11 protein-coding genes are annotated in these 15,138 nt (G+C 33.8%); all 11 read right to left on the bottom strand.

The annotated features are described in order from the left end of the window. Window positions 1–30: 30 nt before the first annotated feature. Entirely contained in the window at window positions 31–4,197 is a 4,167-nt protein-coding gene (locus A5893_RS03065) for a two-component regulator propeller domain-containing protein (RefSeq protein WP_068821062.1), read from the bottom strand. Between the two features lie 255 nt (window positions 4,198–4,452). Then, the gene (locus A5893_RS03060) at window positions 4,453–5,664 is read right to left on the bottom strand and encodes a glucuronyl esterase domain-containing protein (protein WP_068821061.1); all 1,212 of its coding nucleotides are present in this window, start codon (window positions 5,662–5,664) and stop codon (window positions 4,453–4,455) included. A 62-nt stretch (window positions 5,665–5,726) separates the two neighbouring features. Next, window positions 5,727–6,572: an alpha/beta hydrolase gene (locus A5893_RS03055; protein WP_068821434.1), complete on the bottom strand. Its 846-nt coding sequence runs from the start codon at window positions 6,570–6,572 to the stop codon at window positions 5,727–5,729. Between the two features lie 4 nt (window positions 6,573–6,576). After that, window positions 6,577–7,971 carry a sialate O-acetylesterase gene (locus A5893_RS03050; RefSeq protein WP_068821060.1) on the bottom strand — a complete coding sequence of 465 codons (1,395 nt, stop codon included), beginning with the start codon at window positions 7,969–7,971 and terminating at the stop codon, window positions 6,577–6,579. 632 nt (window positions 7,972–8,603) lie between these two features. Continuing rightward, window positions 8,604–9,764, bottom strand: a complete 1,161-nt coding sequence (locus A5893_RS03045; protein WP_068821059.1) for an alpha-hydroxy acid oxidase — start codon at window positions 9,762–9,764, stop codon at window positions 8,604–8,606. Window positions 9,765–9,829: 65 nt separating this feature from the next. Then, entirely contained in the window at window positions 9,830–10,618 is a 789-nt protein-coding gene (locus tag A5893_RS03040; protein ID WP_068821058.1) for an L-fucose dehydrogenase, read from the bottom strand. A 2-nt stretch (window positions 10,619–10,620) separates the two neighbouring features. After that, a complete protein-coding gene (locus A5893_RS03035; RefSeq protein ID WP_068821057.1) occupies window positions 10,621–11,454 on the bottom strand; it encodes an amidohydrolase family protein in 834 nt (277 codons plus the stop codon). Next, on the bottom strand, window positions 11,441–12,298 hold the full coding sequence (locus A5893_RS03030) for a fumarylacetoacetate hydrolase family protein (RefSeq protein WP_068821056.1): 858 nt from the start codon (window positions 12,296–12,298) through the stop codon (window positions 11,441–11,443). Before A5893_RS03030 ends, A5893_RS03035 begins: the two co-directional genes overlap by 14 nt. A gap of 76 nt (window positions 12,299–12,374) precedes the next feature. Then, window positions 12,375–13,136: an SDR family NAD(P)-dependent oxidoreductase gene (locus A5893_RS03025; protein WP_068821055.1), complete on the bottom strand. Its 762-nt coding sequence runs from the start codon at window positions 13,134–13,136 to the stop codon at window positions 12,375–12,377. A gap of 28 nt (window positions 13,137–13,164) precedes the next feature. Continuing rightward, a complete protein-coding gene (locus tag A5893_RS03020; RefSeq protein ID WP_068821054.1) occupies window positions 13,165–14,799 on the bottom strand; it encodes a UxaA family hydrolase in 1,635 nt (544 codons plus the stop codon). Then, the gene (locus tag A5893_RS03015) at window positions 14,800–15,138 is read right to left on the bottom strand and encodes an L-rhamnose mutarotase (protein ID WP_068821053.1); all 339 of its coding nucleotides are present in this window, start codon (window positions 15,136–15,138) and stop codon (window positions 14,800–14,802) included.

Raw genomic sequence — 15,138 nt, 5'->3', positions numbered from 1 at the left:
TTTAATCCTTAGAATCATGAAAATTAAAATTTACACTTCCTTTTCTTTAGAATTTCCGTAATCTTTAGGGGTTTTTTTAAACTGCTCTTTAAAACATTTTCTAAAATAATCTAAATCAGTAAAGCCAACCATATAAGCCACTTCACTCACATTATAATGTTTGGTTTCTAATAACTGTGCGGCTCTTTTTATACGGACGTTTCTGATAATCTCAATGGTGGTTTGATTGGTTAAGCCTTTAATTTTACGATAAAGTGTTACCCTACTCATTCCAACTTCCTTTCCTAGAGCCTCTACATTTAAGGTGGGTTCGCCAATATTGTCTTCAATAAACTTCATTACCTTTTCTATAAAACGTTCATCAGGTGAACTAAGAGCAATGTTTTTAGGTTCTAAAGAAATTTCTTTACGATAACGCTCACGTAATTGTCTACGTAATTCTAGTAAATTCCAAACCCTTGTTTCCACAACTTTCATGCTGAAAGGTTTCGTGATATAATCGTCGGCACCAGTTTCTAGGCCTTCTATCTTAAAGATTAAAGGAGTACGGGCAGTAAGTAAAATCACTGGAATATGACTAGTTGCCTGATTAGATTTTATCTCGTTACAAAGTTTTGTACCTGTCATTTCAGGCATCATTACATCGCTAATTATAATGTCAGGTATCAATTCTAAAGATTTTTCTAAACCTATTTTCCCGTTTTCGGCAGTATGTACATTAAAAGATTTTTCGAAATGTTCCTTTAAAAAATCACGGACTTCTGCATTATCTTCTACAATTAACATAATTGGAGCTTCATCCCCTGCGTCTGCTAAAAACTTCTGTTTCTTTTCTTCAATAATTACGCTATTGCCAATGTTTCCCTCATCTAAACTATAAAGCTTAATATCTTCACTGGTTTTGTAATTTTCTATAATCTCATCTTCAGAAAGATGCTTTCTACCAAGAGGAATCTTAACCGTAAATTTCGTAAAACCTTTATTGATTCGTGTGGTTTCTTCACTTTGTACGGTAATATTTCCATGATGAAGTTGAACTAAAGCTTTGGTAAATGCAAGCCCAATTCCCGTCCCTAAAGGATTATCGTCATCATTATTGCTATGATCAAATTCATCAAATATTTTATCGATATAATTTTCTGGGATTCCTTTTCCATTATCCTCTACAAAAATGCAAACAAACCCTTCCCCATCATCTTTAATATCTTGCCTAACTCCTACCCTAACTGTCCCGCCTTCTGGTGTAAATTTTAAAGCATTAGAAAGTAAGTTGTAAATTATCTTCTCGAAATTATCCCTATCAAAATAAGTTTTAATGCTATTAGATTGTACATCAACCACCAAATTGATCTTTAAATATTTTGCATAAGAATCAAAAGCCATGGTAACTTCCTTTACAAATCTCACCATATTACCTTCAGCGGCTCTTAACCTAATTTTACCACTTTCAAATTTTCTAAAGTCTAGCAATTGGTTAATTAAACGAACTAATCGTTCACCATTTCTTTGCATTAAAGCCAACTGATTCTGAACTAAATTGTTCCCAGCGTTCAATTCAATAAGTTTTTCTACCGGAGCCAGTATCAATGTTAATGGTGTTTTAATCTCATGAGAAATATTGGTAAAAAAGGCAAGTTTACGTTGGGCTAATTCTTGATCCTTTTCATGACTTTGATGCTCAAAAGCAAGTTCGTTTTTAAGTTTAGCAGTTCTTATAGAATATATATAATACAAATATAAAAGTCCCGCAATGATAGATAAGTATAATAAATAAGCCCACCAAGTTTTCCAAAAAGGAGGTAAAATCTTAATTTTTAAAGTCCTTATCTGGTCATTCCAAACTCCATCGTTATTAGAAGCCTTAACCTTAAAAACGTAATTTCCCGGACTTAAATTGGTATAAGTTGCCGTCCTCTGATTACCAACCTCGTTCCAATCCTCGTCATTAAAACCTTCTAACTTAAAGGCATAATTATTTTTTTCTGGATTTATGAAGTTTAACGCAGCATACTTTATAGTAAAATAGGCTTGATCATAACTTAGGGTTAACTCATCAGTCTCTTCTATTTGATTGATTAAAGGAGAATCCTCGGTGTTAATGGAAACCTCTTTATTACGGATAAAAAAATCTGTTAAAACCACTCTCGGTTTAAATTCATTGGCCTTAATTTTAGCAGGGAAAAAAGAAGTAATACCATTAATTCCACCAAAAAGCAATTCTCCGTTTATTCCTTTTGCAACTGCTTCATTAGAAAACTGATTACTTTGTAAACCATCAGAAACATTGTAATTTATAACTGAAACTTTTTTAGAATCTTTTAGATAAGCTTGGATATTTATTTTTGAAATCCCTTTATTTGTACTTGCCCATAAAAAACCATCGTTATCTTGTATTAAACTATGTATTACGTTGTTAGATAAGCCATTGGCTGTAGTAATGGCTTTAAATTTATTGTTTTTACTATCGTAAAAATTTATTCCTCCACCTTCTGTTCCTACCCATAAATTATCTTCTTTATCGTTATATAAACATAAAATTGAATTGGCAGAAAGCGAATTCAAATCATTTTCTTCATTTAAATACCTTGTAAATGTTTTTTGGTTAATGTTATATTTATTTAATCCACGTTGAGAACCAATCCATAAGCTATTCCCCAACTTTAATAAAGTGGTTAAATTATTAGAACTGATGGTAGAATTGTCTTTCTGATTATAGGTTAATTCTTGTGTTTCTGTAGGTGATTGGATAATCAATCCCTTACCGTTAGTTGCAATATAACTGATATTGCCGTCTAAAACTAAATCATGAATTTGATAGTTTTGTGAAGAGTTTAAATCAGAACTTGATTTAAATAAACCACTAAATGTTTGAGATTTTTTATCAAAAATACTGATTCCATTATACGTACCCAACCAAATTTTCCCCTTACCATCATCAACCAAACACTTCACAATATTGCTACCGTTATTTGCCAAGTTAATAATTGGATAAAAACGACTGATATTTTTTGCCCTATCAATGTAATTTAGACCTCCGCCCTCGGTCCCAACCCATAAACCTCCATCAGGTTCCTGGTTTATTGCACTTACAACCCTGTGGTTTAAACCTAAATCATTCCCTAATTTTTCTCCTAAATAATTGAAGTTTCTACTACTCTCATAAAAAATATTTAATCCTCCGGCAAACGTTCCTAACCAAATACTTCCCGCATTATCCCTTAAAAAATTGCGGACAGAATTATGGGATAAACTATTAGGGTTATACTTATCATACACATAATTATTAAAACGCTGTGTTTCTAAGTTCAAAATACTTAAACCATCTCTTGTGCCTATCCAAATTTCTGTTGGTGAGTAAAAGAAAACATCTCTAACCACATTAGAAGCAATACTATTTGCAACTGGATTATTTCTATAGTTGATGATGGTTTGTTTGGCAACATCATAATAAAATAGACCATTAGCTTCTGTACCAAACCAAAAATTATTGATATTATCCTGTTTGATTACCCTAATATTGCCTTCATTTAAAACCTTATTATTAGCAATTTCTTTAGGTAAATTTTCAAATTGAAGCGATTTTAAATTGAATAATTTTAAGCCTGTACCAGTATTTACCCAAAGTTGCCCATTGTTTGATTCAAAAGTATTCAGGATTTTTTCAGGATTTAAACCGCCTTTATTTGGATTAAAACTAAATGATTTTTGGATGGCTGTTTTTTCTTGATTTAATAATTTTAAACCATCTCTACTTCCTATCCAAAACCTCCCTTTACTATCTTTAAATACTGAGCTTACAAACTCATTGATTTGCCCCTTAGAAGTATGTAAATTTACCCTATTAAAAATATCTTTTGCAGGATCATAAACATTTAAACCATCGGCAGTTGCAATAATTAATTTACCATCCTCGGCTTGTGCAATATCATTTACCTGATTGTTAGATAAACTATGTTTGTTACTAAGTTCATGCTTAAAAATAAGCCAATCTACACCATCAAATCGGTTTAAGCCATCTTCTGTGCCTACCCAAATAAATCCTTTTTTATCCTGAAAAGTGCAATAAATAGTGTTTTGTGAAAGACCTTCATTTATGGTTAAATGTTTAAAATTAATGGATTGAATTTGTCCAAAAATTCTCCCTCCCAAAAAGAAAATCAATAAGAAACAAAAAATTGGTTTAAAAATTATTTTCACAGAAAAAGAATTATAAAAGGTTGAGTTAGCTAAAAAGCAAAGTAAATATTTAAAGTCAAATTATTTTATCAATCTATTAATATTGTTATTTGGACGTTTTCACACGCTTTCCACTATATCTTTTTGTCAGAAAATCCAAAAAAGCTTGCCAGACTACTGGCTGGGATGTCGCTTCAATCGTTAACGCAAAAAATATATAGATAAACGTATTAAATCAATGATAAATAGATAATTAAAAGAAAATCTTTAACAAGTTTATAATCTACTTTTAATAAAAACAAAGTAGTTATCCCAATCATAAGCAGTAATGCCGTGTTTACCTTCTCTTAAATGGAACCCCATTTTTTCGTTATGTACGGGAGAGTTGACCTTTGGAAATTCATTAATTGGCAAACCTTTAAATCCATATAGTTTATAAATAGGTTCTGCTGCTTTTAACGATAAAAATTCTCCTTTTGGATCCTCATTTAAATCTTCTTGTGCAGTGCCAATATAAAGCGGTCTTGGGGCAACTAAAGCTAAAACCATATGTTGGTCAAACTGCATTTGAGCTACATTATTGGCATACTTATTAAAATTAGCGCAAAACCATTGAGGGAATACTTTTATAATACGATCTACAGATTCACCAAATTCTCTTTTAAATAGTGCATCGCCGCCTTTCCCAGACTCGGTACTAATTACAATTGCAAAACGCTGATCTAGTGCACCAGCCCACAAAGCTGCTTTTCCTAATCGTGATAAACCAGTTAAAACGACTCTTTTTTCATCAATCTGATTATCTTTTTCAAAATAATCCATTGCCCTGCTTAAACCCCAAGCCCAAGCACCAATGGTGCTAAAATTATCTTTTCGATTTTGTAATTTAAGATACAGCGATTGGACCGCATTAGTTAGGTTAAAATAGTCTGGATTAATATCTCCAGCATAAATTGTTGCAGCCGCATAACCTTCATCAATCATGCGCTCTATGGGAAAAACATCTGTAGAATATCCTCTTGACGCTTCCGAAGCTTTATTATTGATTGCTCCTTTTGATTTTTTAGCAACCCAACTTTCAGTAATTTTAATTTTTGGATCATTAAGTGCTTCTTGATTACCTGCAAAATTTAATCCTAAAATTAATGGAACAGGTTGCCTTGATTTATTGGGGATATAAATGAGGATATCCATAAAAACACTATCTACTTTCTTATCAAAAATTACCCTTACTTGCTTTCTGGTTGCCTTGCCATTTAATGCATTACTATCAACATCAAAAACCTTAAAAGCCATTCTTTTTGGTTTCTCTGGCATTGTACCATACATTTCATTTTTTAAAAGCGCTATAATTTCATCCCTTCTTTTGTTTTCCCAAACTTTAGCAGTTTTAATTTCTTGTCCATTATTTAAGATTGTTAAAGATGGCAAGGTATATACTGGAACTTCTTTTTCAACTAAAGTTTGAGCTTTCAGGTTAGTTAACATCAGCGTAAGCAAAAAAAATAGAACTAAAAAAAATGAAAGTTTAAATTTTGAGATTAGGCGCATCAATTTAGATTTAATATAGAATTTAGCCAATTTTGAGCTAGAGAAGGCCAAGCTTCTGCAGCTGGATTTCCTTTTCTAAGCCCATAACCATGACCTCCTTTGGGAGTAATATGAAACTCGAAAGGGATTTTGTTTTTCCTTAATTCCAAGCCCATGCTAAAGGGAATATTATATGGATCATCGCTAGCTACAAAAATAAAAACAGGTGGAGTATCTATATCTACAGGGATTCCTGCAATTAAATGTCGGTCTACTCCTGTTGACATTGAACCTGGATAAATCAATAAAGCAAAATCTGGCCGGCTAGATAATTTATCTATTTCATCAGTTACGTCTTCTGTTTTTAACTTAAAATTAGTAGCAGCTCTTGCACTTAAATTACCACCAGCAGAAAATCCTATCACTCCAATTTTATTGGTATCAATATTAAATTTAGCTGCATTAAAACGCATGGTTTTAATAGCTCTTTGCAAATCTTTAACCGAACCAATTTGATTATTTGGTACCCTGTATTGCAAAACAACGGCAGTATAGCCTAAATTTGTTAACCAACTTGCAATCTCTGTACCTTCTAAATTCCAAGCTAAAAATTTTTGCCCGCCGCCAGGGCTAATGATAATTGCAGCTTTATTTGTTTTAACCTTAGGCGAGTAAATCTCAATTAAAGGATCTGTAACCTCGGTAATTTTAATCAAGTTTTTGCTACTATCTAAAGTAGATTTAAATGCTACCCTATTTCCTTTTTGATTAGGTATTTCATTTGGCCAAAGCTTTAAAGTAATAGGCTTTTGAGCATAAACTTTTGATCCTATCAGCAAACAAAAAATCAAAACAAATCTTTTCATTTTACTATTTCCAGTCATCAGTACGGAAAGAAGATGCTGGCAAACCATCGTTATTATACAACTCTCCCATTACCCACTCTTTATAAGCATATCTTACGGCAACAGGTTTTTTAACGTCTTCGCTAGTAACCGTTACTGTGTTTTTCTCTATAGTGGCTTTCGCCTGATGAAAAACTTTATCTTCTCCAGCTACTTCAAACAATGTTAATGGTTTTCTATAACTGGTTAAATAAGGTGCATAATCAAAAATTAAAATTGCTTTATTACCCTCAATTTTCATCGATTTATATTTTGGAGATTGATAAGCGATGCCGGGAATTCCATAAGTTTTTCCCAAAGCCCAATAAGCCAAGCGTTGCGCCGGAATGGTTTTATCCATAAAATGGATATCGTTTTCCATACCTACATCTAACAAAACGGCCATTCCACTATTTGGGATGATATCCATATCATTTAATTGAGCCTCACGTAATCTTGCTCCGCTTCTCGTGGTATCGGTAGAGCCATAAGGGGCAATTTGACCGTAATAAAAAGGGAACTCGCCAATTCCCCATTGTTTACGCCAATCGCTAACCATTGCAGGGAAAAGTTGCTCATAAAGTTCGGACTCATGTCGGTTACTTTCTCCTTGCAACCAGATAATCCCTCTAATGTTATATTTTAAAAGCGGTGCAACCATCGAATTAAAAAGTGCAGTAGGTTCTCTATGCGGATAATTGTTACCCTCTAAAGTTGATGGAATTTTCATCTGAGGAAATGCCGATAAAGCTGTATTACTCATCCAAGCTTCTACCATGGTTCCGCCAACTGTAGACATGATCATCCCGATAGGAACATTTAATTTTTTGTTTAAAATCTCGGCAAATTGATAACCAATGGCACTAAATTCTCTGGCTGTAGCCGATCTTGATTGATCCCATTGACCTTTAACATCATCCAATGGAGAAATAGAACTGGTGGATTTTACCTTAAAAAGCCTAATGTTAGGATGATCTGCATCTAAAATAATCTGATTGGCATTTAGAATAGGTGATGAATTTCCACGCATAGCCATTTCCATATTAGACTGACCAGAACAAACCCAAACTTCGCCAATTAGAATATTACTTAATTTTAAATCGCCGTCCCCACTTAATTTTATCTGATATGGTCCACCCGGAATTGGTGTTTTTATAACAGTTTGCCAAGTTCCATTTTTTGCGGTATTGGTGGTATAAGTTTTAGTTTCCCAAGTAGGCGAAATAGAAATCTTACTTCCTGCTTTTGCCCAACCCCAAATTTTTACCTCCGTTTGTTGCTGTAAAACCATGTTATTACCTACCAAAGCAGGAAGTTTTATAGCAGCAATTCCGTTAAAAAAATAGAAAACAAGTACAGCGCATAGGGTTATTTTTCGCATGATAATTTAAGTGGTTTAATTTGGCAGCAACTAATTCAAAAATGCTGTTTTTATAATTAAAAATGAAAGACAAATGGTCCAAATCCACATTGCATTTGCTTCAAAACAAAAATTAGCTTAAAACAAAAACCCCTTAAATCATACAATTTAAAGGGTTTTAGTTACTTTTTGTAGCCTAAAAGTCGGGATGGCAGGACGTTTAAATCCTTCCGCAAATATTTATATATCAATAAGTTGAATGAACGTTACAATAGCTACTCACTGTTTTACTCACATTAAGTTTATACCTATTTGTTCAAAAATAAAGATTCTATTTCTTTTAAACAATTTTTATTTTCAAAACTTTACTGAAGTATACTCAAAATCTTATATACATATATTCATTCTTTAATATTTAAATAATGAAGCGTAGTACAGAGGCTATATTGATAATGCTAAATACCCAATAGTATAAAATGACCCAGCTTTATGCGAAAATACTGAATTCAAGGTAAGCGAGGATATGGCACAAAACTAATTTATTGCTAATTTCTGGTAATTCTAATATTGAATTATTAATCAACGAAAAAGTATAATTAGTTGATTAAATTTTTAAATAGATTGAGGTAATCGATTAATTATATTAATTAGGTTTAATTGTATTTTTCTTTAATTAAATGACTTGGTAAATCTTCCAATCTTTCACAGCAAAGTTGCTCCATAATTTGATGTAATTCTTTTTTTAGAAGAGTAATAGTATGATTACCTCCAGCATTTCCTAAGGCTGCAGTTCCATACATAAAAGATCTCCCCATAAAAGTAAATTTAGCGCCGCTCGCAAGAGCTCTTGCTACATCGGAACCAGAACGGATACCGCTATCCATCATCACTTCAATTTGATTACCAAACTTTTCTGCGATTCTAGTTAAGGGCTTTATAGATGATTCTCCCGAATCTAATTGTCTTCCGCCATGATTGGAAACAATAATTCCGTCAATCCCCAAACGGATAGCTTTCTGTGCATCAATTTCTGAAGCAACTCCTTTTAGTACTAATTTACCTTTCCATTGATCGCGAATGGCTTTTATTTTATCTTCATTTAACCTTCCGGAAAACGTAGCGTCCATAAATTGACCTAATTGTTTTAAATCTAAACCTTTAGGCATGTACGGTTTTAAATTTGCAAAATTTGGTTGTCCGTATTTTAAAGTATTTATTGCCCAGCTAGGTTTACCCATTACTTGCAAAATATTTCTAACAGACATTTTTGGTGGCATTGCCAATCCATTACGTATATCCCTGGGTCTAAAACCAAAACTAGGAACATCACACAGGATTACAAGAACGGGGCATTCCGCAGCTGCTGCTCTTTTGATAATATCATTTCTTAAACGATTTTCTGTAGGATGATATAATTGGAACCATGCTTTGCCTTCAGTTAACTCGCTGGCTCGCTCTATGCTGGTAGTAGTTACAGTACTTAAAATAAAAGGTATATTATGTTTAAAAGCTGCCTTTGCCAAAATTTCTGGAGAATTTGGCCATATTAGACCTTGTAATCCAATGGGCGCTATTCCAAAAGGAGCATCATACTCTATTCCAAGTAATCTTGTTTTAAGACTTAATCCATTGAATTCTTTTATATATTGAGGTTTTAGCTGAACTTCCCTAAGTTCCGAAACGTTCCTGTGAAGATTAACATCTTCATTACAACCTCCGTCTAAATATTCAAAAGCAAATTTTGGGATTTTCCTTTGCGCTTTATTCCTTAAATCATCAATAGAAGGATATTTAGTGTTGAATTCTTGTGACATAAATATTGATTTTTTATTTTTCCTTCTTTTAAGTAGATGTAAAATACCGTTCCTGTTTTTCCGATTTAAGCATTTGCTAATGCTCTGTCTAAATGAACATAACCTCCATCAACATATAAAATCTGACCGGTTGTATGACTGGATTTTTCACTTAAAAGAAAGGCAACTGTATCGGCAATTTCTTGAGCCGTGGTCATCCTATTTTCTAACGGAATTTTTGACGTAATTTCTTTTAATTTCTCTTCTGGATTTGGTAAGGTGGTTATCCATTTTTCGTATTGAGGAGTCCAACATTCGGCAACAACAACAGCATTTACACGTATATTGTATTTCAATAATTCTACCGCCCATTCTCTGGTCAATGCGTTTCTTCCTCCATTAGCAGCCGCATAAGCAGAAGTATTTCCTTGCCCTGTTTCTCCCGTTTTAGAACTTATATTTACGATTGCTCCTTTAGATTTAATCAGCTCGGGCAAAGCATGATGAACAATTAGATAATAGTGAACTAAGTTTCGATGCAGACTTTCTATAAATCCTTCATAGGTACCATTTTCTAATCCAACACCATCATTTAAACCTGCATTGTTCACTATTCCTTGTATCCTCCCAAATTCTTTGATTACCTCTTTAACAGCTTTTTCGCATTCTTCGGGTTTGGTCAATTCAGCCTCCACCGCAAATGCCTTATATCCTAGCTTTTTAATTCTATCTACTTCCTTTTGGTTATCAGTATACTTTCTACCCACGATTACCGGAATTGCACCTTCAGCAGCTAATGCTTCAACAATTCCCAATCCGATACCTTTGGCGCCACCTGTTACAATTATTACTTTATCGTTTAATTTTAAATCCATAATTATTTTATTTGATAAAATGCTAAAGCATTTCCTCCCCAAAATTTTTCTTGTTCGGTTGCACTTAATTGTAAGGTATATCTTTCCATAATTTCATAAACCTTATGGTATCCACCTGCTAAATTGCAAACTGGCCAATCAGAACCAAACATCAGCCTATCTGCTCCAAAAGCATTGAACACAACATCTAAATAAGGATTAAAATCATGATAATTCCAATTTTTCCAATCGGCTTCAGTCACCATTCCTGATACTTTACAAGATATATTTTCGTGTTTCGCAATTGCTTTAATTTCTTTACTCCATTGTTTAATTTTACCATACTTTATCATCGGCTTTGCCAAATGATTTATAACAAATGGTTGTTCAGGAAACTTTGAAACCAATTCGTTAACATATGGTAATTGGTCGCTAAGGATTAAAATTTCATATATAAAATTATACTTATTTAATAACCCAACTCCATTTGTAAAGTCTTTGCTCAGCATCAAATCTCTGGGCTCCTTTCCTTGCAGCATATATCTAAAACCTTTGAGTTTATTAAACTGCTGATAATGGTTTAACCTTGCTTCTATATTATCATTTAATAGATCAACCCAGCCTATTACACCTTTTACAAATTCATTCTGATTTGCTATGGATAATAAAAAATCATTATCAGCCTCATCTTCATCAACCTGAACAGCGATACAACCATCAAATCCCGTTTTTTCTAGAAGCGGAAATAAATCATCAGGCGTAAAATCATTCTTCAGCAGTGTCATCCCCTCATTTATCCAACTATGATTTATTGGGTTATATTTCCAGAAATGCTGATGTGTATCAATTTTTTGCATAAGCTATAACTGCCTGTTTTGCTTCTCCCAAACCATCAATCCCTAGTTCAATTACATCTCCTTCTTTTAAATAAATTGGCGGATTAAATCCTAATCCTACACCATGCGGTGTGCCGGTAGATATTACATCTCCCGGTAAAAGTGTCATAAATTCACTTAAGTAAGAAACTACATGAGCGATATCAAAAATAAAATCATCAGTATTACCATCCTGAACCATTTTACCATTCAGTTTTAACCAAAGACGTAAATTATTTGGATTAGCAATTTCGTCTTTTGTGACCAACCATGGACCAAGCGGCGCAAATGTATCGCAACCTTTCCCCTTTGCCCATTGTCCACCTCTTTCTAATTGAAAGGCTCGTTCACTTACATCATTATGTAAAACATAACCGGCAACATAATCCAAAGCTTCTTCTTTAGAAACGTAGCTGGCTTTTTTACCGATTACAAATGCCAATTCAACTTCCCAATCTGTTTTTAGAGAATCCTTCGGAAGCATAATAGAATCGTTCGGCCCAATTACAGAAGTAGTGGATTTAAAAAATATGATAGGCTCTTTAGGGATTGGTGCATTGGTTTCTTTTGCGTGTTTTGCATAATTCAATCCAATACAAACTATTTTGGAAGGACGAGCAAATGGACAACCTAATCGCTCTATATCATCAATCAAAGATAAATTTGCTTTATTCTCTTTAATAAACTTTGCTAAACGATTTAATCCGTCATGTTCAAAAAACGCTTCATTATAATCTTCTCCAAATGCAGAAGTATCGTATCTCTTATGATCAATAACTACTCCTGGCTTTTCTGCTCCTATTTTTCCGTATCTTATTAATTTCATGTTTCTAACTTTTTAATTCTTCCTAACTAATCACACAAAAGTATTTGGTATTACTAGTTTCTTAAATCTTGTTTTTCTAATTGTTCAATTTAATAAACCCACCATCAATCGGGTAATCACAACCTGTAATAAATCCTGCCTCATCAGAACAGAGATATAAAGCCAATGCAGCTACCTCTTCTGGTTTTCCCATTCTGCCAATAGGCTGACTTTTGGATAACTTTTCAAAAATCTCTTTATGATTATCAGGATAATTCTTGGCGATGAAACCATCTACAAAAGGTGTATGAATTCTCGCTGGCGAAATACTATTACACCTAATTCCATCAGCCATATAATCTCTAGCAACAGACATACTCATCGCGTAAATTGCACCTTTACTCATAGAATAAGCAAACCGATCTGTAATCCCTACCAATGATGCGATAGATGCTGTATTTAAAATTACACCACTACCTTTCTTTTGCATAAGAGGTAAGACCGCATAAAGACAATTATACGCTCCTTTCACATTTACCTGATAAACTTTATCGAAGTCTGATTCTTCAGTAGTAGATGCTTTGCCGATATGTGCAATCCCCGCATTATTCACCAAAATATCAACCTTGCCAATGCGCTCGAAAACTGTTTTCACTTCCAGCTGTTTGGAAACATCACAAGAGTGAGAAAAAGCTTCTCCGTATTTCTTAATTCCATTAACTGTATCATTTGCGGATTGCAGGTTAAGTTCTATAATGTGAACTACAGCTCCTTGCTTTGAAAATATTTCAGCAATGGATTTGCCTATTCCACTACCTCCTCCTGTAATTACTGCCGTTTTACCTTTTAAACTAAACACTTCTAATATTTTAGATTTATTAATTGATTTATAAACTTACCCCTCTTTTCCATGGAATAAAATCATCCTGATTCAATAATACAGCTTTAGGGATTTTTTCTCCGCTTGCTGCCTTGATACAATATTCTAATATCTCACTTCCCATCTGTTCGATAGATTTTTCCCCGGTAATCACTCCGCCAGTATCAATATCAATAATATCACTCATCCTTGTAGCTAAAGTGGTATTAGTTGCTACTTTAATCACTGGACAAACCGGATTTCCTGTAGGTGTTCCTAAGCCTGTAGTAAAAAGAATTAGAGTTGCGCCACTTGCGGCCTTGCCAGTAGTGGCTTCTACGTCGTTACCGGGCGTACAAACCAAACTTAAACCTGGTTTTTTTGCAGGTTCTGTATAGTCCAGAACATCAACAACAGGAGAAGTGCCACCTTTTTTTGCAGCACCTGTACTTTTTATGGCATCAGTAATTAAACCATCTTTGATATTCCCTGGTGAAGGGTTCATGTAAAATCCAGAGCCCACAGCATGAGCTTGCGCATCATAATCCGTCATCAGGCGTATAAATTTTTCTGCCGTCTCTTTATCCACACTGCGGTCAATCATGTTTTGTTCTGCACCGCATAATTCCGGGAACTCAGCCAATAACACCTTACCTCCTAAAGCCACTATTAAATCTGCAGTATATCCTACTGCAGGATTTGCAGAAATTCCGCTAAAGCCATCACTACCGCCACATTTAACTCCAATGGTTAATTTAGATAAAGGTGCTGGCGCTCTTTCAATCTTATTGATTTCTATTAAGCCTAAAAAGGTTTTCTTTATCGCTTCCTGAATTAAATATTCTTCGCTTTGTGTTTTTTGTTGCTCAAAAATGTAAAGCGGTTTATCAAAATTTGAGTTGCGTATTTTTAAATCGTTCAAAAAATCTTGTACCTGCAAATGCTGGCAACCTAGGCTTAAAAGTGTTATACCCGCAACATTTGGATGGTCTGCATAAGCGACTAATAATTTACTCAAAGTATCTGCATCTTGTCTTGTTCCTCCACATCCACCTTGGTGATTTAGAAACTTAATGCCGTCAACGTTTTTAAAATATCTGCTTTTATTAGCTGAATTAGAAACAGAAACATTTAAGTTATCAATGGTATTACCTTCCTTAATTTCCTCCAATAAAGTTTTAGCAAATAATTTATATTTATCGGTAACTGAATACCCTAAACTATCATGTAAAGCCTCTTTAATTACATCCAAGTTTCTGTTTTCACAGAAAACAGTTGGTATAAACAACCAATAATTGGCTGTACCCATTTGCCCATCTCTTCGGTGGTAACCTTTAAATGTTCTGTCCTTAAAAGCATCAACATTTGGGGAATGCCATCTATAATCCACTTCACGGTAAGCATAAGGGTCAGCCGCATGTTTGGTGTTCTCTACAGTCATTCGCTGACCGCATTTTACATCATTTTGTAATTTGCCTACCAAAACTCCGTACATCAAAAGTTCATCTCCTTTATGCATATCATCAATAAAGAATTTATGCTTTGCAGGGATTTTTTCTTTGATGAGGATGGTTTTATTTTCGAAATTAATTTTTCTCCCTTCCGATAAATCTTGAAGGGCAACCAGCACATTATCTTTGAGGTCTATCTTTAGAAAATCCATTTAATTACTTTTAAATTCAAATATGCTATGCATTAAAACCCATTTTTCTTTAGGCTTTGAACCGGGAATCTTCTGCTGGAAAGTCCACATCAATTTCTCCCATTCCTGCACTTTTTCATTTTCCACATCCATTTTGCCTTTGTGTTCGAAGGAAAATTCATCAATGGTTTCCATCACCATGCAAAGTCTGTTATAGAATCTGAAAATTTCCATTTTAAGGATTCCAGAATCTTTGATACTTTTTAAAATCTCGGGCCAAACATTTCTGTGCCATTCATCATATTCATGGATAAGATGGATATCTTCTTTTAAATCTAGTGCTAGTATATAATTTCTCAT

Source organism: Pedobacter psychrophilus (assembly GCF_001652725.1).
Lineage (GTDB): Bacteria > Bacteroidota > Bacteroidia > Sphingobacteriales > Sphingobacteriaceae > Pseudopedobacter > Pseudopedobacter psychrophilus.
The sequence above is the reverse complement of the archived record's forward strand: the minus strand, read 5'-3'. Positions and strand labels throughout refer to the sequence as shown.

Excerpts from the sequence above, each read along its gene's own strand:
- A5893_RS03020 (WP_068821054.1), bottom strand. The coding sequence starts at position 14,799 with ATGGATTTTCTAAAGATAGACCTCAAAGATAATGTGCTGGTTGCCCTT.
- A5893_RS03060 (WP_068821061.1), bottom strand. The coding sequence starts at position 5,664 with ATGTTAACTAACCTGAAAGCTCAAACTTTAGTTGAAAAAGAAGTTCCA.
- A5893_RS03030 (WP_068821056.1), bottom strand. The coding sequence starts at position 12,298 with ATGAAATTAATAAGATACGGAAAAATAGGAGCAGAAAAGCCAGGAGTA.
- A5893_RS03045 (WP_068821059.1), bottom strand. The coding sequence starts at position 9,764 with ATGTCACAAGAATTCAACACTAAATATCCTTCTATTGATGATTTAAGG.
- A5893_RS03035 (WP_068821057.1), bottom strand. The coding sequence starts at position 11,454 with ATGCAAAAAATTGATACACATCAGCATTTCTGGAAATATAACCCAATA.
- A5893_RS03050 (WP_068821060.1), bottom strand. The coding sequence starts at position 7,971 with ATGCGAAAAATAACCCTATGCGCTGTACTTGTTTTCTATTTTTTTAAC.
- A5893_RS03055 (WP_068821434.1), bottom strand. The coding sequence starts at position 6,572 with ATGAAAAGATTTGTTTTGATTTTTTGTTTGCTGATAGGATCAAAAGTT.
- A5893_RS03015 (WP_068821053.1), bottom strand. The coding sequence starts at position 15,138 with ATGAGAAATTATATACTAGCACTAGATTTAAAAGAAGATATCCATCTT.
- A5893_RS03040 (WP_068821058.1), bottom strand. The coding sequence starts at position 10,618 with ATGGATTTAAAATTAAACGATAAAGTAATAATTGTAACAGGTGGCGCC.